The organism is Streptomyces sp. Xyl84, from assembly GCF_059731885.1.
The window spans coordinates 2,858,239-2,879,209 of record NZ_AP029182.1; the positions used below are offsets into that span (position 1 = coordinate 2,858,239).

A 20,971-nucleotide genomic window follows, 5' to 3' on the forward strand; every position below is an offset into this window, starting at 1 on the left:
AGTGGGAGTCCGATCAGCTCGCGGCGTCCGGCGCGTGCGGTCGCACGGCGCCGGAAGGTCCTTGGAGCGGAGCTACCAGGGCGGTTCGGCAACGCCGCGAGCGTGCGTGCCGGGCGCCGGGAGCCGGGCGCCCGTTTTGTTCGGAGTTCCGAGGCGTGCGGGGCCGGGGCTCAGATCCAGTTGAGCTTCCACAGCCGGAAGACACCGGTGCCGTCCGACAGGTACTGGCCGCCGCCGACGTCCTCGGTGGAGACGACGTACTCCTTCTGCTGCCACAGCGGGACCAGCGGCACGTCGGCGGCCACCTTCTCCTGGAGGGCGCGGAAGTCCGCCGCCGCCCGGCTGCGGTCGGTGTAGCGCTGGCTGTCGGAGACGAGTTCGTCGACGGCCTTGTTGCTGTAGCCGGTGTTCATGCTGCTGCCGGTGCCGACGAGCGGGCCGCCGAAGGTGTCCGGGTCCGGGTAGTCGGCGACCCAGCCCACCGCCCAGGCGTCCATCTTCCCTGCCGTGTACCGCTTCTGGAAGTCGGTCCACTCGTAACCCTTGACGTCGACCTTGAACAGGCCGCTCGCCTCCAGCTGCCGCTTGATCTCGGCGGCCTCCTCGGCACCCTGGCCGCGGCCCTCGCCGTAGCCGTAGGTGAACCGCACCGGGGTCTGCACCCCCGCGTCCGCCAGCAGTTCGCGGGCCTTCTTGACGCTCTGGGCCGGGTAGGCGTCGAAGAAGGACGTGGTGTGTCCGGTGATGCCGGCCGGGACCAGGGAGTACAGCGCGTCCACGGTGCCGTCGTAGACGGAGGTGACCAGCTGCTCGCGGTTGACCAGCCAGGCGAGGGCGCGGCGGACCCGGACGTCGTGCAGCGGCGAGGAGGCGTGCGTGTTGAGGTACAGGTTGCGGGTCTCGGCGCTGTCGGACTCCGACACGCGCTGGGTCGGGTCGCTCGGGTTGAGCCCGGCGAGCACCTTCGGCGTCAGCGTGCGGGTGGCGACGTCGACCTGCTTGTCCTGCCAGGCCTTGTCGAGCGCGCTGCCCTCGGTGAAGTAGCGCACCTCCACGGGCCGTCCGGTGCCGCCGACGGCGCCCTTGTAGGAGCCGTTGGGCTTCAGCTCGGCGCTCTTGTCCTTGGAGTACCCGGTCAGGCGGTACGGCCCGGTGCCGTCGGCCTCGGTGCCGGTGCGCAGCGAGTCCAGCGCGTAGCGGGTGTGGTCGACGATGGAACCGGCGCCGGTGGCGACCTTCAGCGGGAAGGTGGTGTCGGGCGTGGAGAGGTGGAAGGTGACGGTCATGCCCTCGGCGTCCACCGAGCCGAGGGTGGAGAACAGGGCCGACGGGCCGACCTGGGCGTTGATCTTCTTGACCCGGTCGAAGGAGTACTTGACGTCCTCGCCGGTCATCGTCCGGCCGCTCGGGAACTTGAGGCCGTCGCGCACCGTGCAGCGGTAGGTGCGCAGTCCGCTGCCGACGAAGCCGCAGTTCTTGGCCGCGTCGGGCACGGGCTGGGTGCCGTCGGGCTCGAAGGTGAGCAGCGACTGGAAGACGTTGCTGTACAGGGCCCAGGAACCGGCGTCGTAGGCGCCCGCGGGGTCCAGCGAGGTGACGGCGTCCGTGGTGCCCAGGGTGATCGTCTTGTTCTTGTCGCCCTGCGACGGCAGGAGTTGCCAGCCGCCCACGCCGACCACCGCCAGAACCAGCAGCGTCAGCAGAATCCGTATGCGAACCGACCGCATCGGTGATGCCCTCCCCAGGCCCTTCGACGAGCCGCTGTGCATATGCCACACCCCTAGGGGCCGCGCACACATAATCACAGGTTGTTCACCTGGGGGAAGAGGATCCCAGAGAGGATGAAAAGACGTTATGAAGAAGTGTTTTCTCTTTGTTTCACAGGATGTCCTCAGCTGCCCCCCAGGGGGACGATGAGTGCCCCTTTCACACCTTTTGGGGGTCTTTTCGGGGAGGGGCAGTGCTACGTCCCACATCCTGACGGACGCCCGGACGGGCGCGCGGACCGGACGTCCCGTCAGCGCGCCGGAGCACCGGAAGCGTTATGAGGTCCGGCGCAGTGCACGCAGTCCGCGCAACCCGAGGCCCCCGATGACCGTCCCCAATACGAAGGAGACGACCGCCAGCGTCAGGTGCACCCAGAAGTACGCCGTCGGATGACCGTCGTCGAACGCGAGCCCGCTGCTGTCCTTGACGAGATTCTTGACGAAAGTGACCCAGATGACCCAGCTCCACACCCCGAAGGCGAGCAGGAACCAGGAGACGGGGCGGCTGAGCTTCATACCTTCAGTATCGCTGGCGGACATCCGGCTCCGTGGCCGGGGTCGGGCCGGAAGCCGGGCCCGGGACGGGGCGCCCGCGGGGCCGGCAGGTACGTTTCCGACCGTGCCCGCAGCCTTCAGGACCACCCGCCGCTCCCTCCTGGTCACTTCCGCCGCCCTGCTGTCCGTCTCCCTGACCGCGCCGGCCGCCCTCGCCGCGCCCACGGCCCCGAAGACCCCCTCCGCCACGCCCCCGGCCCACATGTCCGGCGTGGGCGGCGCCCGGCTCGGCCTGCCCGGGACGCAGGTCAGCCTGGGCCCCGGGGCGCCCGTCCTGCCCAAGGACCTCAGCGGGCGCTCCTGGATCGTCGCCGACGCCGAGTCCGGCCAGGTGCTCGCCTCCCACAACGCGCACTGGCGGCTGCCCCCGGCCAGCACCATGAAGATGCTGTTCGCCGACACCGTGCTGCCCAAGTTCCCGAAGACGCAGACGCACAAGGTCGCCCCGAGCGACCTGGCCGGGATGGGCGAGGGGTCCAGCCTGGTCGGGATCAAGGAGAACGAGACCTACACCGTCCACGACCTGTGGCTCGGCGTCTTCCTGCGGTCCGGCAACGACGCGGTGCACGTGCTGTCCGCCATGAACAACGGCGTCGCCCGGACCGTCGAGGACATGAACGCGCACGCCCAGGAGCTGCAGGCCCTCGACACGCACGTCGTGAGCCCGGACGGCTACGACGCGCCCGGCCAGGTCTCCTCGGCCTACGACCTCACCCTGATCGCCCGCTCCGGACTGCAGAAGAAGGACTTCCGGGACTACTGCTCGACCGTGCGGGCCCAGTTCCCCGGCGAGACGAAGAAGGACAAGAAGGGCAAGTCCTCCCGGTCCTCCTTCGAGATCCAGAACACCAACCGGCTGCTGAGCGGCGACGCGGGCCTGTCCGTGTACCCGGGCATCGCGGGCGTCAAGAACGGCTACACCACCAACGCGGGCAACACCTTCACCGGCGTCGCCGAACGCAACGGCAAGGTGCTGCTGGTGACGGTCATGAACCCGCAGAAGACCGAGCACGACGAGGTGTACCGGGAGACCGCCCAGCTCTTCGACTGGGGCTTCAAGGCGGCCGGCAAGGTGCAGCCGGTGGGCACCCTGGTACCGCCGAGGAGCGCCTCGACGGGCGGCGGGCAGCCGGGTTCCACCCCCTCGGCCGGGCAGGCGGGCGGCGGCCACGGCGGCTCGACGGCGAGCGCCTCCACGGGGAGCGGCTCCAGCGGCATGGGGGTCGCCGCGGGCATCGCCGCCGGTGTGCTGGTCCTGCTCGCGGCAGGCGCCTTCCTGGTCAACCGCCGCTGGCCGCTGCCGGAACTCATGCGCCGCCGCTCGCGCCCCTGAGACGGCCGCCGGGACCGGCCCGCGCCTCTGAGGGGCCGCGCCGGAAGGCCCCCGCCGGGAGCGTCCTGCCGCGGCCGCCTACGCCGGGGCCGGCCGGCGGGCGTCCTCCGTGCCGCCGTCGCCGTCGCCCGGGCCGGCCGCGCCGCCGTCACCGGGCCGGGCCCCGCCGGTGTCCGGCGCGCTGCCGGTCGCGGTCCAGGACGAGCAGTACAGGACCAGCTTGGAGGTGAAGTTGATCCACAGCAGCAGGGCGACGGGGACCCCGAACGCGCCGTACATGCTCTTCGCCGCCACCCCCTGGATGTAGCCGCTGAGCAGCAGCTTCAGCAGCTCGAAGCCGATCGCCCCGAGCAGCGCGGCGACCAGCAGCCGGCGCCGCGGCGGCTCGACGCCGGGCAGCAGGGTGAGGACGTAGAGCAGCACCAGGAAGTCGGCGAGGACGGCGACGGCGAAGGCGATGACGCGCAGCACCACGCTGCCCGCGCCGTCCTCGCCCAGGCCGAACTGCCGTGACGTCCACCCCACGGCGGCCGAGGCGACGGTGGAGACGGCGAGCGTGACGACCACCGCGCCGCCGAAGCCGACGAGGATCCCCGCGTCCTGGAGCTTGCTCACCACCGGGTTCTTCTCGGCGTCCGGCAGCTCCCACACCGCCCGCAGGCAGTCGCGCATCTGGCCGACCCAGCCCATGCCGGTGAACAGCAGGGCGGCGGCCGCGATGATCCCGACGGTGCCCGCGTTCTGCGCCAGGGAGCTGATGTGCAGCTGGTCGCCGAGGCCCGGGAACTGCTGGGCGATCTTCCCCTCGAGCGTGTGCTGCTGCTTGGGGCTGAGAGTGGCCGTGCCGATCGCGGCGGCCAGCGTCAGCAGCGGGAACAGCGCGATGAAACTGACGAAGGTCATGGCGGCGGCGAGCCGAGTCCATTTCACCCGGTCCAGGCGCTCGTACGACCGCCACGCGTGCGTACGCATCAGACGTGCCAGCCACGGGCCGATCACGGGGAGGTTCTTCAGCCAGTCCATGCAGCGACTTGTGCCCGCTCCGGGACCGCGCCAACACCGCGTTTCTACGACAGAACGCCCATAAGCGGGCGATACAGTCGTCTGCCGTGAAGGATGCCCCGGGGCCGCTGCCCCGTCTCCGCCGTCTCCTGCCGCCCGCGGCCCTCGCCGGCCTCGACGGCCTCGGCGGGCGTGCCGAGGCCGGCCGGCTCCCCCGCTCCGTGCTCGTGCTCGGCGGCACCTCCTCGATCGCGCTCGCCACCGTCCGCCGGCTGATCGCGCGCCGCACCCGCACGGTGTGGCTGGCGGGCCGCCCCTCACCCGGCCTGGAGGAGGAGGCGGCCCGGCTGCGCGCCCTGGGCGCGCAGGTGCGCACCGTCGCCTTCGAGGCACTCGACTGCGGCGCCCACGAAGCCGTGCTGGGCAAGGTCTTCGCCGAGGGCGGCATCGACATGGTGCTGCTCGCCTTCGGCGTCCTCGGCGACCAGGCGTACGACGAGAGGGAGCCGCTGAACGCGGTGCACGTCGCCCAGACCAACTACACCGGGGCGGTCTCGGCGGGCCTGGTGGCCGCGCGGGCCCTGCAGAACCAGGGACACGGCTCGCTGGTCGTGCTCTCCTCCGTCGCCGCCGAGCGGGCCCGCCGCACCGACTTCATCTACGGCTCCAGCAAGGCGGGCCTGGACACCTTCACCCAGGGGCTGGGCGACGCGCTGCACGGGACGGGGGTGCACGTCATGGTCGTCCGCCCCGGGTTCGTACGGTCCCGCGCCACCGCGGGCCGGGCGGTGCCGCCGCTGGCGAGCACGCCCGAGGAGGTCGCGACCGCCGTCGAACTGGGCCTGCGGCGCCGCTCGGAGACGGTGTGGGTGCCCGGTGTCCTGCGCGTGGTGACGACGGCGCTGCGGCACCTGCCGCGCGGGGTGTACCGGCGGCTGCCGCTGTAGCGGAGGGGTCCCTACCGGGCGGGCAGGGTGCCGCGGTCCACGGGGGCCGCCTGCGGGGGCACCACCGTACGGCCGCCGAAGGAGAACTCGCGCAGCTTGCGCCACACTCCGTCGGGGCCCTGCTCGTGCAGCGCGAACCCGGTGCACGGCCACTCGGCCTCGTACCCGGCGAGTTCCTCGAAGGCGCGGTCCATCGCCGCCTCCTCGATGCCGTGCGCCACGGTGACGTGCGGGTGGTAGGGGAACTGGAGTTCGCGGGCCACCGGCCCGGAGGCGTCGCGGACCCGCTCCTGCAGCCGGCTGCACGCCTCGGCGCCCTCGACGACCCGGATGTACACCACCGGGGACAGCGGCCGGAAGGTGGCGGTGCCGGACAGCCGCATGGTGAACGGCCGCCCGGCCGCCGCCACCTCGGTCAGGTGGGCCTCGACGGCCGGCAGGTCGGCGCGGTCCACCTCGGTCGGCGGCAGCAGCGTGACGTGCGTGGGGATCTTGTGAGCCGCGGCGTCGCCGAAGCCCGCGCGCCGCTCCTGGAGCAGGCTGCCGTGGGGCTCCGGGACCGCGATCGACACGCCGATCGTTACGGTCCCCACGTCGTCTCCTGTCGTCGTGCCGTGCCTGCTGTCGAGCAGGCTGTCCTCTGTCGTGTCTCTCGCCTCGACCCGCCGGTCCCGTGCGCTCTCGCGTGCGTCCGGCGTGCGGTGGTGCGGCCCGCCCGGTCGCGCGCGGTCCTGCGTGGCCGCGCGTGGCCCGGCGTGGTCTCGTGCGGCCTCGCCGGCTCGCGCGCTCTCGTGCGTTCCCGGCCGTTTCGTCCCGGCCGTCCGGCTATCGACTGTACGACCACGGACCCGCGATGGGCAGGCGCAGCCGCAGTGATGTACGGCGCTCCGCCCGCAACGGGTGCGAGCGGGAGTGCGCCTCAGTGCTTGGCCGGCAGGAAGCCCACCCTGTCGTACGCCTGGGAGAGGGTCTCGGCGGCGACCGCGCGCGCCTTCTCCGCCCCCTTGGCCAGGATGGAGTCCAGCGTCTCCGGGTCGTCCAGGTACTGCTGGGTCTGCTCCCGGAACGGTGTGACGAACTCGACCATGACGTCGGCGAGGTCCGTCTTGAGCGCGCCGTAGCCCTTGCCCTCGTACTTCTGTTCCAGGGCGTCCACGGCGGTGCCGGTGAGGGTCGAGTAGATGGAGAGGAGGTTGCTGACGCCGGGCTTGGTCTCCGGGTCGAAGCGGATGACCGTGTCCGTGTCGGTGACCGCGCTCCTGACCTTCTTCGCGGTGGTCTTCGGGTCGTCCAGCAGGTTGATGAGGCCCTTCGGCGTGGACGCCGACTTGCTCATCTTGATCGACGGGTCCTGCAGGTCGTAGATCTTCGCCGTCTCCTTGAGGATGTACGCGGAGGGGACGGTGAAGGTGTCGCCGAAGCGGCCGTTGAACCGCTCGGCGAGGTCGCGGGTCAGCTCGATGTGCTGGCGCTGGTCCTCGCCGACCGGGACCTGGTGGGCCTGGTACAGGAGGATGTCGGCGACCTGGAGGACCGGGTACGTGAACAGGCCGACGGAGGCACGGTCGGCGCCCTGCTTGGCGGACTTGTCCTTGAACTGGGTCATGCGCGACGCCTCGCCGAAGCCGGTGAGGCAGTTCATGACCCAGGCGAGCTGGGCGTGCTCGGGGACGTGGCTCTGCACGAAGAGCGTGCAGCGCTCCGGGTCGAGGCCCGCGGCCAGCAGCTGGGCCGCGGCCAGCCGGGTGTTGGCCCGCAGCTCGGCCGGGTCCTGCGGGACCGTGATCGCGTGCAGGTCGACGACCATGTAGAAGGCGTCGTGGGACTCCTGCAGGGCCACCCACTGGCGGACGGCACCGAGGTAGTTGCCGAGGTGGAACGAGCCTGCGGTGGGCTGGATCCCGGAGAGCACGCGCGGACGACGCTGCATGGCGGAGCCATCCCCATGAGGGCGGTGGTGGGCGACGGGCGGACGGTCGTTGGCCATGTTCACCATTCTCTCAGGTAACGGACCCCGATCCGGAACGGGCCGGAAACAGGTGGGAACCGAATCGTCCCCCGCGCCGTGACAAGCGCCCGGCGTCCGCCGCGGGCGCGGAGCCGGGGGCCGAGCGGGTGCCGGCGCGGACATCCGCCGGGCACACGCCGGTCCCGGCGGCCGGGCGGCCGGTCCCGGCGAGTGGCTGCGGGCCGCACGGCGCCGGGCGCGGCGGCGGAGTGGGCGCCCGTACGCCGCGCGGCGGCGGTGGTGGGGGCGCCCCTACGCCGCGCGGCGGCCCGGCACGGGGCCGGACCGCCGCGGGAGGAGCCACGACTGGAGCCGATCGGCCGGTGATCGGCCGGTGAGGACCACCCGCCCCGCAGGACACCCGTCCCGCAGGGCGGATCGCCCGGGTCAGCCGAGGTCGATCTCCGGGTAGAGCGGGAAGCCCGCCACGAGGTCCGTCGCCCGGTGGGCGACCTCCTCCGCGATCTTCGGGTCGAGCACGTGCTGGGCCTTGGAAGGGGTGCCCTTGCCGGTGGTGCCGGGCTCGGTGGCCGTCAGGACGCGGTCGATCAGGCCGGCGACCTCGTCCATCTCGGCGGTGCCCAGGCCCCGGGTGGTCAGGGCCGGCGTACCGATGCGGATGCCGGAGGTGTACCAGGCGCCGTTCGGGTCGGCCGGGATGGCGTTCCGGTTGGTGACGATGCCGGAATCGAGCAGCGCGGCCTCGGCCTGGCGGCCGGTGAGGCCGTAGGAGGAGGCGACGTCGATCAGGTTCAGGTGGTTGTCGGTGCCGCCGGTCACGAGGGTGGCGCCCCGGCGCATCAGGCCTTCGGCGAGGGCGCGGGAGTTGTCGACGATCCGCTGGGCGTAGTCCTGGAAGGAGGGCTGCCGGGCCTCGGCCAGGGCCACGGCCTTGGCGGCCATGACGTGCGGGAGCGGGCCGCCCAGGACCATGGGGCAGCCGCGGTCGACCTGGTCCTTGAGGGAGTCGTCGCACAGGACCATGCCGCCGCGGGGGCCGCGCAGGGACTTGTGGGTGGTGGTGGTGACGATCTGGGCGTGCGGCACCGGGTCGAAGTCGCCGGTGAGGACCTTGCCCGCGACGAGACCGGCGAAGTGCGCCATGTCGACCATGAGCGTGGCGCCGACCTCGTCGGCGATCTCGCGCATGATCCGGAAGTTCACGAGCCGGGGGTAGGCGGAGTAACCGGCGACGACGATCAGCGGCTTGAACTCGCGGGCGGTGGCGCGCAGGGCCTCGTAGTCGAGGAGGCCGGTGGCCGGGTCGGTGCCGTAGGAGCGCTGGTCGAACATCTTGCCGGAGATGTTCGGGCGGAAGCCGTGGGTGAGGTGGCCGCCGGCGTCCAGGGACATGCCGAGCATGCGCTGGTTGCCGAAGGCCTGGCGCAGCTCGGCCCAGTCGGCGTCGGTGAGGTCGTTGACCTGGCGGGCGCCCGCCTTCTCCAGGAAGGGCACCTCGACCCGGGCGCCGAGGACGGCCCAGAAGGCGACGAGGTTGGCGTCGATGCCGGAGTGCGGCTGGACGTAGGCGTGGCGGGCGCCGAAGAGTTCCTTGGCGTGCTCGGCGGCCAGCGACTCGACGGTGTCGACGTTGCGGCAGCCGGCGTAGAAGCGGCGGCCGATGGTGCCCTCGGCGTACTTGTCGCTGAACCAGTTGCCCATGGCCAGCAGGGTGGCCGGGGAGGCGTAGTTCTCGGAGGCGATCAGCTTGAGCATCTCGCGCTGGTCGGTGACCTCCTGGCCGATGGCGTCGGCGACGCGCGGCTCGACGGCGCGGATCACGTCCAGTGCGGCGCGGAAGGCGGTGGACTCGGTGGAGAGGGGCGCAGACATCTCGGGGACCTCCGGACGTGGCGTTCGGCGTTCACGGTACGGCCCAGGCGCACGGCACACGTTCTGCTCGGGCCGCTTCCCGATGGTCGGTCCATCTTCGGATCCCCGGCACCACGCCAGGGCCCAGCGCGCCAGTCACGGCCCGCAGGTCAGCCTACCGGGCGGCCCGCACGGCCACGCCGCGGCGTCCACCATGCGAGCGGAGCGGTCAGGCGCCGGTGGCCCCGGTGACCTGCCAGTGGCCGACCTCCTGGTAGGCGGAGTCGTGGATCGGCGAGCCGTCGCCGGGCCGGAGTGCGTAGTGGTGGAGGTTGCCGCCCCAGTACCGCAGGATGCGGCCCAGTTCGCGCGCCTTGTCCTCGGCCGGCAGCGCGTCGTCCACCGTGACTTCGAGCAGGAACCTCACGTCCGTCGTCTCCCCTCGGGCGGGGCCCGGGCACAGGGGCGTCCGGGCCTGTGTGAGCCTGTGGTCTCCATTGTTTCATTCAGGTGCTTCTTGGGACTTCGGTCGCCTTTCCCGCTGGTCGGCCGGGACCGGCTTCCGGAAAGTCTCAACGGGGAGGGAAGGGCTGGATGGAGGGACCTGAGAAAGGCTGGATGGAGGGACCGGTGGAGGGGGCTGGAGGGCCGGGGGCGCGGCGCCGGGCCGCATCCCCGAGCGCGCGGAGAACGACGACGGTCCGGTGCCCGCGCCCGGCCGGCCCGGGAGCGCGCCGGACCGGCCTCCGTGGCCGAGGCCGCGCACGGCTGTCCGCACGGCCCCGGCCGTCTCATCCGGCCGTGCCGCGGGCGGTCACAGGATCACGTGCGGGAGGAATCGCGCGTACTCGTCGGTGACCGGACCGGACGACTCCCGGATGCCGAGGCCGGCGGACTCGTCCCCGACGACCCAGGCGCCGAGGACCACGTGGTTGCCGTCGAAGGCGGGCAGCGTGGCGAGCGCCTGGTAGCAGCAGGGTTCGTCCCGCAGGACGGGTGCGGCGCCCGGCGCGTGCAGGGTCACTCCGGCGCCCTCGCGGCCGAGCAGCGGTTTGGCGGCGTAACCCGTGGTGTCCGCCAGTTCCCGCGGGCCGTCGAGGTAGGCGGGGAGCAGGTTCGGGTGGCCGGGATACAGCTCCCAGAGGATCGCCAGCAGCGCCTTGTTGCTCAGCAGCATCTTCCAGGCGGGCTCGATCCACAGGGTGGAGCCGGTGCCGCCGCCGTTGTCGAGCGTGTCCAGGACGTGTCCCGCGAAGCGGTCGGTGGTCAGCCACTCCCAGGGGTAGAGCTTGAAGATGCTGCGGATGAAGCGCAGGCCGTTGTCGACGAAGCGGCCGGACAGCGGGTCCCAGCCGATCTCCTCCATGGAGATCCACTCGGTGTCCAGCCCGGCCTGCTCGGCGGTCTCCTTCAGGTAGGCGACCGTCATCAGGTCCTCGCCGAGTTCGTCCTCGGCGGAGTGCGCGAAGTGCAGCGGGCTGCCCGGCGGGAGCAGGCGGGCCTGTTTCCGCCAGGCGGCGACGAGGCGGTCGTGCAGGGAGTTCCACTGGTCGGCGCCCGGGAAGCGGTCCTCCATCCAGAACCACTGGGGCGAGGCGGCCTCGACCAGCGAGGTCGGGGTGTCCGCGTTGTACTCCAGCATCTTGGCCGGACCCGTGCCGTCGTAGCGCAGGTCGAACCGGCCGTAGACGGAGGGGAGTTCGGCGCGCCGGTGCCAGGCCTCGGTGACGGCCGCGGCGACCCGGGGGTCGGTGATGCCGAGGTCGGCGAAGCGGCCGGTGGTGACGATGTGGCCGGCCGCGGCCAGGCACATGCGGTGCAGTTCCTCGACGACGTCCTCCAGCGCCTCCACCTCGGGGAGCGTGAAGACGTAGCAGGCGCTCTCGTCCCAGTAGGGCACCCAGGCGTCGGCGGGGACGGGGGTCCCCGCGGCGCGGGCGGCCTCGAAGTCCGGTGGGAGGGTGAGCGGGTAGATCAGTCCCTGCGCCTCGACGGTCTGCTGCCAGCCGGGCCGGGGTTCGAGGGTGCGGCGTTCCATGGCCGGCCTCAGCCGCCGGACGTGCCGTGGCCGCCGCCGAAGCCGCCGCGGTCGACACCGCCGTGGCCGCCGCCGGAACCGGATCCCGACCCGCCGGAGCCCTTGCGCGGCTTGGTGAACGAGCCGCCCTCGACCCAGCCGCCGCTCTTCTTGCCGCCGTAGTACCAGGCGGCGTGGGAGGAGGACTTGGCCGACTTGCAGTTCTTGTCGGCGATGACGCGGTAGCCCTTGAGGGAGTAGCTGTCGCGGTCGACGCACCGCTTGTCCGGGTCGGAGGAGCAGGCGGTGAGCGCGCCGGCGAGCAGTCCCATGCCGCCGAGCACGACCGCTCCCGAGCGAAGCCGCCGACGTGTGTCCGCCATGTCCGTGTCTCCCCGTTGCCGTTGACGTGGCCGTGGCCGGTGGTGCCGTGGCCGTTCCTGTCGCCGTCGTCCGCCGGCCGGGTTGCGTTTGGCCGGTTCCTGTCAGACGCGGCGTCCGACAGCCTAGAGAGCGGTGAGAACACCGGTGCGGGCGGCCCCGCCCCCGCGCGCTCCCCTACAGTCGCCTCGTGCTCTTTGGAATGGTGTGCGCGCTCGGCGCGGCGGTGTGTTTCGGTACGGCGACGGTTTTCCAGGCGGTCGCCGCCCGGGCCGCGGCCGGTGCGGGCGACGGGGGGTCGGGGGCGGCCGGGGACGCGGCGCTGCTGCTGCGGGCGCTGCGGCAGTGGCGGTACCTGCTGGGTCTGGGCCTGGACGGTCTCGGGTTCCTCCTCCAGATCGTGGCCCTGCGCTCCCTGCCGATCTACGCCGTGGGCGCCGCGCTGGCCTCCAGCCTGGCGGTGACGGCGGTGGTGGCGGCGCGGCTGCTGCGGGTGCGGCTGAGCGGTACCGAGTGGGCCGCGGTGGGGGTGGTCTGCGCCGGCCTGGGGATGCTCGGGCTGGCGTCCGGCGCCGAGGGCGACCAGGCCGGTTCCACCACCCTGAAGTGGGCGATGCTCGCGGCCGGTCTGGCCGTGCTGGCCCTGGGCGCGGTCGCCGGCCGTCTTCCCGAACGGGGCCGGGCGCTGCTGCTCGGCCTGGGGGCGGGCCTCGGTTTCGGCGTGGTGGAGGTGACGGTGCGGCTGATCGACTCGCTCGCCCCGGCGACGCTGTTCACCAACCCGGCGACGTACGCCCTCGTCCTGGGCGGGGGCGCGGCCTTCGTGCTGCTCACCTCCGCCCTCCAGCGCGGCTCGGTGACGACGGCCACCGCGGGCCTGGTCATCGGCGAGACGATCGGCCCGGCGGCGGTCGGCGTGGTGTGGCTCGGGGACCGCACCCGCGACGGCCTGGCCTGGCTGGCGGTGCTCGGCTTCGCGGTGGCGGTGGCCGGGGCGCTGGCGCTGGCCCGGTTCGGGGAGGCGCCGGTGGAGGAGGCGGCCGAGGAGGAGACCGCCGGGACGGCCTGAGCGCGGCCACCCGGCGGCCACGTGCCGGCGCGCCGCTCACGGCAGGCGCGCGGTCACCGTGATCACGGCGGGCACACCGTCACCGCGGTCACGGCAGGACCCGGCACAGCGCGTCCAGGGCTGTCGTCCAGGCGTGGTCCGGTGGGGTGCCGTAGCCGACGACCAGCGCGTCCAGGGGCGGCACGGTGGCTGCCTCGTGGCGGAAGCGGGCGAGGCCGTAGAGCGCGAGGTCCTGCCAGGCGGCCGCCTGGACCACCCCCTGCTCGGTGCCCGCGGGCAGGCGCAGGACGGCGTGCAGGCCGGCGGCGATGCCGGTGGGGCGGACCCGCGGGGCGAGGGCGGCCAGCGCCTCGACCAGGGCGTCACGGCGGCGGCGGTAGCGCAGGCGGGCCGCCCGCACATGGCGGTCGTAGGCGCCGGAGGTGATGAACTCCGCCAGGGTCAGCTGGTCGAGCACGCCCGACACCTCCGCGTGGCCCTTGGCCCCGGCCGCCGCCTCCGCCAGCGACGGCGGCAGCACCATCCAGGCCAGTCGCAGCCCGGGGGCCAGGGACTTGCTCGCCGTGCCGAGGTAGACGACGTGGTCGGGGTCGAGTCCCTGGAGGGCGCCGACCGGCTGGCGGTCGTAGCGGAACTCGCCGTCGTAGTCGTCCTCCAGGATCAGCCCGCCGGTGCGCCGCGCCCGGTCGGTGACGGCGGCGCGCCGGTCGGGCGGCAGCGCCACGCCCATCGGGAACTGGTGCGAGGGGGTGAGCAGGACCGCTCCGGTGTCCGCGGGGTCGCCGATGACGGTGCCGTGTTCGTCGAAGGGCAGCGGGCGGGTGCGCAGCCCGGCCCGGTGCAGGATGTCCCGGTGCAGGTCCAGGCCGTAGGACTCGACGGCGACGGTGCTCGTCCCGCGCTCGCGCAGGACCTCGCCGAGGATCCGCAGGCCGTGGGCGAACCCGGCGCACACCACGATGTGTTCGGGGTCGGTCCGTACGCCGCGCGCCCGGGCGAGGTAGCCGGCGAGGGCGGTGCGCAGTTCGGGACGGCCGCGCGGGTCGCCGTAGCCGAGGGCGTCGTGGGGCGCGGTGGCCAGCGCGCGGCGGGCGGCCCTGAGCCACTCGGCGCGGGGGAAGGAGGCCAGGTCGGGGCTGCCGGGGCGCAGGTCGTGCCGGGGACGGTGGGGGGTGCGGCGCGGGCCGGGCGGCGCGCCGGGCGGGACCGCCGGCGCCCGGTCCGCGACGCTTGTGCCCGAGCCCTGGCGGGCGGTGAGCCATCCCTCGGCGACGAGGTCGGCGTAGGCGTCGGCGACCGTGTTGCGGGCCAGTCCCAGGTCGGCGGCGAGGCTGCGGGAGGAGGGCAGCCGCGTGCCGGGGGCGAGGCGGCCGGTGCGGACGGCCTCGCGCAGGGCGTCGGTCAGCCCGCGGCGCACTCCCGGTCCGGAGGGTTCCAGATGGAGGTCGATGCCCAGAGTGGCCCACGTTCTTGCCATGGAAATGGACCATACTCCTGGGACGCCTGCCGCCTAGGGTCGACCGCATGACCACCGAAGAGGAAAACACCGAGTACGCCACCGAGCAGGCGCCCCGCATGAGCTGGGCCCAGCACGCCCCCGAGGTTTACAAGGCGATGATCCGCCTGGACACCGCCGCGAAGCGGGGGCTGGAGCCCCGGCTGTACGAACTGGTGAAGATCCGGGCCTCGCAGATCAACCACTGCGCCTTCTGCCTGGACATGCACACCAAGGACGCGCTCGCCGCGGGCGAGAGCGTCGAGCGGATCGTGCAGCTCAGCGCGTGGGAGGAGTCGCGGCACTTCTACACCGAGAAGGAGCTGGCGGCGATCGAGCTGACGGAGGCGGTCACCGTCCTGACCGACGGCTTCGTGCCGGACGCGGTGTACGAGAAGGCCGCCAAGCACTTCGAGGATGCGGAGCTGGCCCAGCTGATCGCCGCCATCGCCGTGATCAACGCCTGGAACCGGTTCGGCGTGACCACGCGCATGACGCCGGGCCACTACCAGCCGGGGCAGCACAAGTGAACCGTTCGCAGACGCTGGACCCGCGGGTGTTCCAGGCGATGTCCGCGCTGAGCGCGGCGGCGAAGAAGGGGCTGGGCGATCCGGTCCTCGCCGAGCTGGTCATGATCCGGGCCTCGCAGGTCAACCACTGCGCCTTCTGCCTGGACATGCACCTCGGGCTCGCCCGGAAGAACGGCGAGTCGGAGGACCGGATCCAGCTCCTCAACGCCTGGGAGGAGGCCGAGGACCTCTACACCGGGCGGGAGCGCGCCGCGCTGGCCCTGACCGAGGCGGTCACCGTCCTGACCGACGGCTTCGTGCCGGACGCGGTGTACGAGGAGGCCGCCGACCACTTCGATCAGGCCGAACTCGCCCATCTCATCGCCCTGATCACCGTCATCAACGGCTGGAACCGCCTGATGGTCAGCCGCCGTGTCCCGCCCGGAGGCCTCCAGAAGTGAACACGGACGCGCGTTCCGACGCGGATCGGGCCCGGGCCGGGGCGGACGTCTTCCGCGCCCTGCACCACGGGCGGCTGCCCGGTGATCCCCTGGTCCTGCCGGGCCCCTGGGACGCGGCCAGCGCGCGGGTGTTCGCCGAGGCCGGGTTCCCGGCGCTCGCCACGCCCAGTGCCGGGGTCGCCGCCTGCCTCGGCCACGCGGACGGGGCCACCCCGGCACAGGAGATGTTCGCCGCGGTGGCGCGCATCGCCCGGGCCGTGGACGTACCGGTGTCGGCGGACGTCGAGGACGGTTACGGGCTCCCGGCCGAGGAACTGGTGGAGCGGCTGCTGGAGGCGGGGGCCGTGGGCTGCAACCTGGAGGACTCGCGCGGGGGCGTCCTCAAGGACCCGCACGAGCAGGCCGATTTCCTCGCCGCGGTGCGTGCGGCCGCCGGGGACCGGCTGTTCGTGAACGCCCGCGTCGACACCTTCGTGCACGGCGACGGCGATCCCGGACAGGCCATCGGCCGGGCCGCGTCGTACGTGGCGGCGGGCGCCGACTGCGTGTATCCGATCCTCGCCCCGGTGGACGTCCTGCCCCTGCTGCGGGCCGGGATCCAGGGCCCGCTGAACGTGCTGGCCCGGCTGGACGGCACCGGGCCCTCGCCCGCGGAGCTGGGCGGGCTCGGGGCCACCCGGGTCACCTTCGGGCCGGGGTTGCAGCGACGGGCCGCGCAGGCGCTGCGCGGCATCGCGGACGAGCTGCGCGGGAGCGCGGAGGTGCTGCGCGGGAGCGGCGCCGAGCCGGGGTGACCCCGCCCGGGGCGGGCGCTCGCGCCGACCGGACCTCGTCGGGCCCGGGCCGCCGGGCGGGGACGGGGAGCACGGCTGCCGCCGCAGGAGCCGGGGACGGGCCGCCGGGTGGGGACGGGGGCACGGGCCACCCGGGCGGGCACGGCGGGCACCGGCCGCCCTGCGCGGGTCCGCGGGGCGGGAGCGCAGGGGGCCGGCGGGCCGGGCCGGCTCGGTGAGGGTGGAGCGGGTCGGCTCCTTGCGGAGAGGGGCGGGTCAGCTCGTGGGGGTGGGTGCCGGGCACACCGTGCCGGGCGGGCAGAACCAGTCCAGCGCGGTGGTGAGGTCCCGCAGTTCGCCGTCCGCGCCGTCGGCGTCGGGCCCGTAGGCGGCGATCGCGTAGATCTTGCCGTCGGCGGCGCGGAAGCGCTCGTCGAAGACGTGCCAGGTGCCGATGTCCGGCTCCCCCTTGAGGGTGGCGGCGGTGTATTCCATGCGGGTCCCGCTCACGCCGGCGCCGTCGACGTGGTCCAGCGCGAGTTTGTGGAAGCCGCGGGGCTTGGGGACCTCGTCGGAGAGGTACAGCTGGAAGGAGGCGTCGGGTGAGGTCTCCGCCACCTGGTACACCTGGATCCGCCGGTCGCCCGAGCCGCTGCGGTAGTTGACGACGTCCATGCCGAACTGGGAACCGACGGTCTGGCGTCCCCAGCCCTCGGGCACGGCGATCCGGAACCCCTCCGGGTCGTCCTCCAGCGCGTAGCCGGCCGGCGGCTCCGCCGCGGTGGGGGACGGACTGACGCTGGTGGCCTCCTCGGAGACGTCCGCCGAGGGCGACGGCTCGGGCGCCGTGGACGCGGCGGACGTGCTCACGGCCGACGGCGCGCCCTTGCCGTCGTCACCGCCGCCGAAGCCCAGCGTCACCACCAGGCTGACGGCGACCCCGACTCCGGCGGCCGCGGCCACCACCGCCCAGACGGTACGGCGGCTGTACCCGCCGGGAGCGGCCGGCGGACCCGGGGCGGTCGGTGCCGCCGGCGCGGCCGGTGCCGCCGGTGCGGTGGGTGGCGGGACCGAGGGCACCGGCGCGGTGGGCGGCGGGGCCGAGGGCACCGGCGCGGTGGGCGGTTCCGTCACGGTCCGGTGGGCGCCGGACGCGTCGGGGTCCAGGACCGGCCCCGGTGCCGCCGCGTCCGGCGCGTGGGCCGGCCGGGCGGGCGGCGGCGGGGTGACCGCCGCGGCCGTGTCCCGGCTGCCGTTCTCCCAGCGCTGGGCCTCTTCGTTCCAGTACCGCCCGCCCCCGTTCGTCACGCTGTGCTCCTCTCACATTCCGAGCAGGCCGGCCACCGTCCCGGCCGACGCGAACAGGGTCAGTACGGACTGGGCGTCGGTGAGCAGCTCGCGCAGCCGCTGCCGCCGGCTCTCCCCGGCGGTGCCGGTGCGGGTGATCTCGCCCTCGGTGTCGGCCAGGGTGGCGGCCAGGGCCCGGGTCTGGTCGGTGTCGCGGAGCCGGCTCAGGTCGGCGCGCAACTCCCTCACGGCAGCGAGCAGTTCCTCGGCGGCGGGGTCGCGCGGGGCCGCGTGGTGGTGGCTCTCGGCGTGCGCGTGGCTGCCGATGGCGAAGGTGCTGTGGGAGACGTCGCCGATGCTGACGCCCGGCTCATCCGGACTGGTCATCGCTGCCGGTTCCCTTCTGCGGTGCGTGGCCGCCGGTGGTCGGGGAGGTGGTGGGCGGTGGGGGCGCTCCGGTCGTCGCGGAGCGCGCCTGGGCGTGGGTGCCGATCGCGAACGTACTGCCCGCCACGGAGTCGATGTGCACCCCGCCGTTGCTGATGTTGACGACCTTCTGCACGAACTCACCCGTCTGGTAGCCGTGTTCGCTCAGGGCCGTACGGACGCCGTGGGCGATGCGGTCCTGGATGCTGCGCAGGTAGCGGTCGACGTCCATCTGCTGGAACAGCGAGCCGGAGGCCGCCGCGCCCAGTTCCCGCACGGACACCGCCGGCCCGTCCGGCAGGGCGTTGCCGTAGCCGCCGGTGGCCAGCCGCCAGGCGTGACCGGCGGCCTGGCAGAGGGTGACGAAGGAACGTACCGCCGAGGCAGGAACCTGTCCGGCGGCCCAGGTGATCCTGCCGAAGACGCTGTTGTTGCGAAACTGGTGGGCCATCCGGTCGGCGTCCTCGAAGTCCTCGCGGACCGGCATCAGCACATGGGGTGCGATCTCCAGCATGAGCATGCGGCCCTGGGTGTGGACGCGCACGTACACGGTGACGACCAGCTCCTCCTCCCAGCCGCCGACCCGCACCCGCAGGAAGTGCCGCCTCTTCTCGGCGCCCTCCTCGACGGCCCGCTCCCGGTGTTCCTCGAAGGCCTGCCGGTCGTAGGGGGCGTCCTCACGGCGAGTCAGGCCCTCGGCGGGCAGGAACACGCACTCGTCCAGTTCGAGCCGGCGCAGCCGGTCGCGCACCGCGTGCCCGGCGTACTCCGGGGGCAGCCGCAGCCCCTCCAGGAGCGGGCGCACGGTGTCCAGGACCGTGCGGTTGCGCAGCGGACGCGGCTGCCGCCCTTCGACGGGCCGCATCTCGACGGCGAGCACCCAGGTGTCGTGGGCCCGGCCCGCACCGCAGAACGGACGGGTCTCGCGGTACATGATGAGCGGGGCGTGCTGTTCGAGCCGGATGCGCTCCTTCAGCCGCTGGAAGCGCGGGCTGTCCGCACGCTCCGCCGGGTCCGAGGCGGCGTCCGGGAACCGGTCCGGGGCCAGTTCGGCGCCCAGCGCCCGGGCGAACTGGCTGCGCTGGACGCCCGCGCAGACCGCGACGGCCAGGAACAGGACGAGGGCCAGCCAGGCCTGGAGCGCGCTCACCCTTTCGTGGCCGCCGGCCAGGCGGGAGACGGAGGGCAGGAGGGTCAGCAGGAAGGCCTTGAACCCGGTGGCGTAGTAGGCGTCCTCCTCGCTGGAGAACGCGGCGACCACCGTGGCGAGCAGGAAGAGGCCGAACACCAGACGGCCGAGCCAGCGCATGGCGAACGCCGCCCCCCTGCGCGAGGCCGGCGTGCCGGGATCGTCGCTCCGTACGGCCACGCCCCCCGCGAGCAGCAGACTGGGCAGGAGATAGGCCACCATCGCCCCGCCGGTCAGCGGCCACCCCACGATCCACAGCCCCACGATGCCCGCCGCCCATCCCACCTCGACCCGGCGGGCGCGCAGGGCGTGGGCGAGGACCCGGGCCGCGTCGAAGCCCAGCGAAGGGGCGACGATGCGCTGCTCGTTGAGGTGCAGCTCCTCGATGACGCGGTCCCGGTACGCAGGGTCCAGGTAGGTGCCCGCGCACAGCAACCGGGTGGCCTCGCTGGCGTGCGGCGGCACGGACGGCGGCGCGTCCGGAGGCGCGGGCTGCGGTTGCTGGGGCACGAATGCGGTGCTCACGCGACTCCCCCGAGGTGTGAACGATGCTCGCTGCACGTGGTGCTGATGGACCATCAGCATAGGGGCGTCTCGACTCGCGAGGGAAGCGAATTGTCAAGTGGGCACTACCGTGACGGCAGCCACACGCCGCCGTGGCCTCCTGCCGCGCCGTCGTCGTCCGGCGCACCGGACGCCGGGATGCGGGGGCGCGCAGCACAAGGGCCCCGTTCCGGTGAACCGGAACGGGGCCCTTGTGCTGGTCCTGTGACTCAGATGAGGCCGAGGCCGCGGACCGCCTCGCGCTCTTCCGCCAGCTCCTTGACGGAGGCGTCGATGCGGGCGCGGGAGAAGTCGTTGATCTCCAGGCCCTGGACGATCTCGTACTTGCCGTCCTTGCAGGTGACCGGGAAGGAGGAGATCAGGCCCTCCGGGACGCCGTAGGAGCCGTCCGACGGGATGCCCATGGAGACCCAGTCGCCCTCGGCGGTGCCGTTGACCCAGGTGTGCACGTGGTCGATGGCGGCGTTGGCGGCGGAGGCGGCCGACGAGGCGCCACGGGCCTCGATGATGGCGGCGCCGCGCTTGGCGACGGTCGGGATGAAGTCCTCGGCCAGCCACTTCTCGTCGCCCACGACCTCGGCGGCGTTCTTGCCGGCGACCGTGGCGTGGAAGATGTCCGGGTACTGGGTGGCGGAGTGGTTGCCCCAGATGGTCAGGCGCTTGATGTCGGCGACCGTCGAGCCCGTCTTCTTCGCGAGCTGGGTCAGCGCGCGGTTGTGGTCGAGGCGGGTCATGGCGGTGAAGCGCTCGGCCGGTACGTCCGGGGCGGCGGCCTGGGCGATCAGCGCGTTGGTGTTGGCCGGGTTGCCGACGACCAAAACCTTGACGTCGTCCGCGGCGTGGTCGTTGATGGCCTTGCCCTGCGGCTTGAAGATGCCGCCGTTGGCCTCCAGGAGGTCACCGCGCTCCATGCCCTTGGTGCGCGGGCGGGCGCCGACGAGGAGGGCGACGTTGGTGCCGTCGAAGGCGACGTTCGGGTCGTCGCTGATGTCGATGCCCTGGAGCAGCGGGAACGCGCAGTCGTCCAGCTCCATGGCCGTGCCCTCGGCGGCCTTGAGGGCCGGCGTGATCTCCAGGAGGCGCAGCTTGACCGGCACGTCCGCGCCGAGCAGCTGGCCGGAGGCGATGCGGAAGAGCAGGGCGTAACCGATCTGGCCGGCCGCGCCGGTGACGGTGACGTTCACGGGAGTGCGGGTCATGGCGTTCTCCGTATGACAGCTGGCGGTCGGGGCGTCCCTGCCCCGGGGTGCAGGATCCCCGCGTCCGGTTGGCGGCCGTACGCCCACCGCGATGATCGATCAAACGTGAGGATGATCGATCTCTCGGCGTCAAGAGAGATCCAGCGGTCAGGCTATCGCGCATCCGGCACCCCGCACG

The 20,971-nt window shown here is 73.2% G+C and carries 20 protein-coding genes and 1 riboswitch; of the genes, 6 read left to right on the forward strand and 14 right to left on the reverse strand.

What is annotated here, in order from left to right:
• Positions 1 to 170 precede the first annotated feature (170 nt).
• Positions 171 to 1,727, reverse strand: coding sequence for an ABC transporter substrate-binding protein (locus tag AC6I72_RS12215; RefSeq protein WP_498000809.1), 1,557 nt, complete (start codon positions 1,725 to 1,727; stop codon positions 171 to 173).
• 315 nt (positions 1,728 to 2,042) lie between these two features.
• A complete protein-coding gene (locus AC6I72_RS12220) occupies positions 2,043 to 2,282 on the reverse strand; it encodes an SCO4848 family membrane protein (RefSeq protein ID WP_037861093.1) in 240 nt (79 codons plus the stop codon).
• Between the two features lie 103 nt (positions 2,283 to 2,385).
• Here AC6I72_RS12220 and AC6I72_RS12225 point away from each other — a divergent pair, with 103 nt between their 5' ends.
• Positions 2,386 to 3,654, forward strand: coding sequence for a D-alanyl-D-alanine carboxypeptidase family protein (locus tag AC6I72_RS12225; protein ID WP_498000810.1), 1,269 nt, complete (start codon positions 2,386 to 2,388; stop codon positions 3,652 to 3,654).
• A gap of 78 nt (positions 3,655 to 3,732) precedes the next feature.
• On the opposite strand, the gene AC6I72_RS12230 is transcribed toward AC6I72_RS12225, so the two are convergent.
• Entirely contained in the window at positions 3,733 to 4,677 is a 945-nt protein-coding gene (locus AC6I72_RS12230; RefSeq protein ID WP_498000811.1) for a YihY/virulence factor BrkB family protein, read from the reverse strand.
• A gap of 128 nt (positions 4,678 to 4,805) precedes the next feature.
• Here AC6I72_RS12230 and dprE2 point away from each other — a divergent pair, with 128 nt between their 5' ends.
• Positions 4,806 to 5,603 carry a decaprenylphospho-beta-D-erythro-pentofuranosid-2-ulose 2-reductase gene (dprE2, locus tag AC6I72_RS12235; protein WP_498004665.1) on the forward strand — a complete coding sequence of 266 codons (798 nt, stop codon included), beginning with the start codon at positions 4,806 to 4,808 and terminating at the stop codon, positions 5,601 to 5,603.
• A gap of 11 nt (positions 5,604 to 5,614) precedes the next feature.
• On the opposite strand, the gene AC6I72_RS12240 is transcribed toward dprE2, so the two are convergent.
• The 6 genes from AC6I72_RS12240 to AC6I72_RS12265 all read right to left on the reverse strand — a co-directional run bounded on the left by AC6I72_RS12240 (position 5,615) and on the right by AC6I72_RS12265 (position 11,823).
• On the reverse strand, positions 5,615 to 6,196 hold the full coding sequence (locus AC6I72_RS12240; RefSeq protein ID WP_498000812.1) for a 2'-5' RNA ligase family protein: 582 nt from the start codon (positions 6,194 to 6,196) through the stop codon (positions 5,615 to 5,617).
• A 326-nt stretch (positions 6,197 to 6,522) separates the two neighbouring features.
• Complete coding sequence (gene trpS, locus AC6I72_RS12245) at positions 6,523 to 7,533, reverse strand: tryptophan--tRNA ligase (RefSeq protein ID WP_498004666.1); 1,011 nt, start codon at positions 7,531 to 7,533, stop codon at positions 6,523 to 6,525.
• 465 nt (positions 7,534 to 7,998) lie between these two features.
• Positions 7,999 to 9,444 (reverse strand): glycine hydroxymethyltransferase, encoded by a 1,446-nt coding sequence (locus tag AC6I72_RS12250; protein WP_498000813.1) that lies wholly within the window; start codon positions 9,442 to 9,444, stop codon positions 7,999 to 8,001.
• 34 nt (positions 9,445 to 9,478) lie between these two features.
• A riboswitch (ZMP/ZTP riboswitch) is annotated at positions 9,479 to 9,593 on the reverse strand.
• Between the two features lie 59 nt (positions 9,594 to 9,652).
• The gene (locus tag AC6I72_RS12255; RefSeq protein WP_498000814.1) at positions 9,653 to 9,850 is read right to left on the reverse strand and encodes a hypothetical protein; all 198 of its coding nucleotides are present in this window, start codon (positions 9,848 to 9,850) and stop codon (positions 9,653 to 9,655) included.
• A gap of 387 nt (positions 9,851 to 10,237) precedes the next feature.
• Positions 10,238 to 11,461, reverse strand: coding sequence for a glutathionylspermidine synthase family protein (locus AC6I72_RS12260; protein WP_498000815.1), 1,224 nt, complete (start codon positions 11,459 to 11,461; stop codon positions 10,238 to 10,240).
• An 8-nt stretch (positions 11,462 to 11,469) separates the two neighbouring features.
• Positions 11,470 to 11,823: a hypothetical protein gene (locus tag AC6I72_RS12265; RefSeq protein ID WP_498000816.1), complete on the reverse strand. Its 354-nt coding sequence runs from the start codon at positions 11,821 to 11,823 to the stop codon at positions 11,470 to 11,472.
• A gap of 200 nt (positions 11,824 to 12,023) precedes the next feature.
• Between AC6I72_RS12265 and AC6I72_RS12270 the strand changes: the two genes are divergently transcribed.
• Positions 12,024 to 12,890, forward strand: a complete 867-nt coding sequence (locus AC6I72_RS12270; protein WP_498004667.1) for a hypothetical protein — start codon at positions 12,024 to 12,026, stop codon at positions 12,888 to 12,890.
• Positions 12,891 to 12,978: 88 nt separating this feature from the next.
• Here AC6I72_RS12270 and pdxR read toward each other — a convergent pair whose 3' ends face one another.
• Positions 12,979 to 14,367, reverse strand: a complete 1,389-nt coding sequence (pdxR, locus tag AC6I72_RS12275; protein WP_498000817.1) for a MocR-like pyridoxine biosynthesis transcription factor PdxR — start codon at positions 14,365 to 14,367, stop codon at positions 12,979 to 12,981.
• A gap of 47 nt (positions 14,368 to 14,414) precedes the next feature.
• Here pdxR and AC6I72_RS12280 point away from each other — a divergent pair, with 47 nt between their 5' ends.
• The 3 genes from AC6I72_RS12280 to AC6I72_RS12290 are packed head-to-tail and all read left to right on the forward strand — an operon-like array spanning position 14,415 to position 16,149.
• Positions 14,415 to 14,915 (forward strand): carboxymuconolactone decarboxylase family protein, encoded by a 501-nt coding sequence (locus tag AC6I72_RS12280; RefSeq protein WP_498000818.1) that lies wholly within the window; start codon positions 14,415 to 14,417, stop codon positions 14,913 to 14,915.
• The gene (locus tag AC6I72_RS12285) at positions 14,912 to 15,355 is read left to right on the forward strand and encodes a carboxymuconolactone decarboxylase family protein (protein WP_498000819.1); all 444 of its coding nucleotides are present in this window, start codon (positions 14,912 to 14,914) and stop codon (positions 15,353 to 15,355) included. Before AC6I72_RS12280 ends, AC6I72_RS12285 begins: the two co-directional genes overlap by 4 nt.
• Positions 15,352 to 16,149, forward strand: coding sequence for an isocitrate lyase/PEP mutase family protein (locus AC6I72_RS12290; protein ID WP_498000820.1), 798 nt, complete (start codon positions 15,352 to 15,354; stop codon positions 16,147 to 16,149). Before AC6I72_RS12285 ends, AC6I72_RS12290 begins: the two co-directional genes overlap by 4 nt.
• 255 nt (positions 16,150 to 16,404) lie before the next feature.
• Here the strand turns inward: AC6I72_RS12290 and AC6I72_RS12295 are convergent, their stop codons facing one another.
• From AC6I72_RS12295 to AC6I72_RS12310, 4 genes are all read right to left on the reverse strand, one after another.
• Complete coding sequence (locus AC6I72_RS12295) at positions 16,405 to 17,436, reverse strand: serine/threonine kinase C-terminal domain-containing protein (RefSeq protein ID WP_498000821.1); 1,032 nt, start codon at positions 17,434 to 17,436, stop codon at positions 16,405 to 16,407.
• 12 nt (positions 17,437 to 17,448) lie between these two features.
• Positions 17,449 to 17,802, reverse strand: a complete 354-nt coding sequence (locus AC6I72_RS12300; protein ID WP_498000822.1) for a hypothetical protein — start codon at positions 17,800 to 17,802, stop codon at positions 17,449 to 17,451.
• Entirely contained in the window at positions 17,786 to 19,555 is a 1,770-nt protein-coding gene (locus tag AC6I72_RS12305; protein ID WP_498000823.1) for an AbeC-like domain-containing protein, read from the reverse strand. Before AC6I72_RS12305 ends, AC6I72_RS12300 begins: the two co-directional genes overlap by 17 nt.
• Before the next feature lie 248 nt (positions 19,556 to 19,803).
• Complete coding sequence (locus AC6I72_RS12310; protein WP_498000824.1) at positions 19,804 to 20,793, reverse strand: malate dehydrogenase; 990 nt, start codon at positions 20,791 to 20,793, stop codon at positions 19,804 to 19,806.
• Positions 20,794 to 20,971: the final 178 nt, after the last annotated feature.

Coding starts and splice junctions, on each gene's coding strand:
- AC6I72_RS12260 (WP_498000815.1), bottom strand. CDS start 11,461: ATGGAACGCCGCACCCTCGAACCCCGGCCCGGCTGGCAGCAGACCGTC.
- pdxR (WP_498000817.1), bottom strand. CDS start 14,367: ATGGCAAGAACGTGGGCCACTCTGGGCATCGACCTCCATCTGGAACCC.
- AC6I72_RS12230 (WP_498000811.1), bottom strand. CDS start 4,677: ATGGACTGGCTGAAGAACCTCCCCGTGATCGGCCCGTGGCTGGCACGT.
- AC6I72_RS12215 (WP_498000809.1), bottom strand. CDS start 1,727: ATGCGGTCGGTTCGCATACGGATTCTGCTGACGCTGCTGGTTCTGGCG.
- trpS (WP_498004666.1), bottom strand. CDS start 7,533: ATGCAGCGTCGTCCGCGCGTGCTCTCCGGGATCCAGCCCACCGCAGGC.
- AC6I72_RS12270 (WP_498004667.1), top strand. CDS start 12,024: ATGGTGTGCGCGCTCGGCGCGGCGGTGTGTTTCGGTACGGCGACGGTT.
- AC6I72_RS12250 (WP_498000813.1), bottom strand. CDS start 9,444: ATGTCTGCGCCCCTCTCCACCGAGTCCACCGCCTTCCGCGCCGCACTG.
- AC6I72_RS12310 (WP_498000824.1), bottom strand. CDS start 20,793: ATGACCCGCACTCCCGTGAACGTCACCGTCACCGGCGCGGCCGGCCAG.
- AC6I72_RS12300 (WP_498000822.1), bottom strand. CDS start 17,802: ATGACCAGTCCGGATGAGCCGGGCGTCAGCATCGGCGACGTCTCCCAC.
- AC6I72_RS12280 (WP_498000818.1), top strand. CDS start 14,415: ATGACCACCGAAGAGGAAAACACCGAGTACGCCACCGAGCAGGCGCCC.
- AC6I72_RS12265 (WP_498000816.1), bottom strand. CDS start 11,823: ATGGCGGACACACGTCGGCGGCTTCGCTCGGGAGCGGTCGTGCTCGGC.
- AC6I72_RS12220 (WP_037861093.1), bottom strand. CDS start 2,282: ATGAAGCTCAGCCGCCCCGTCTCCTGGTTCCTGCTCGCCTTCGGGGTG.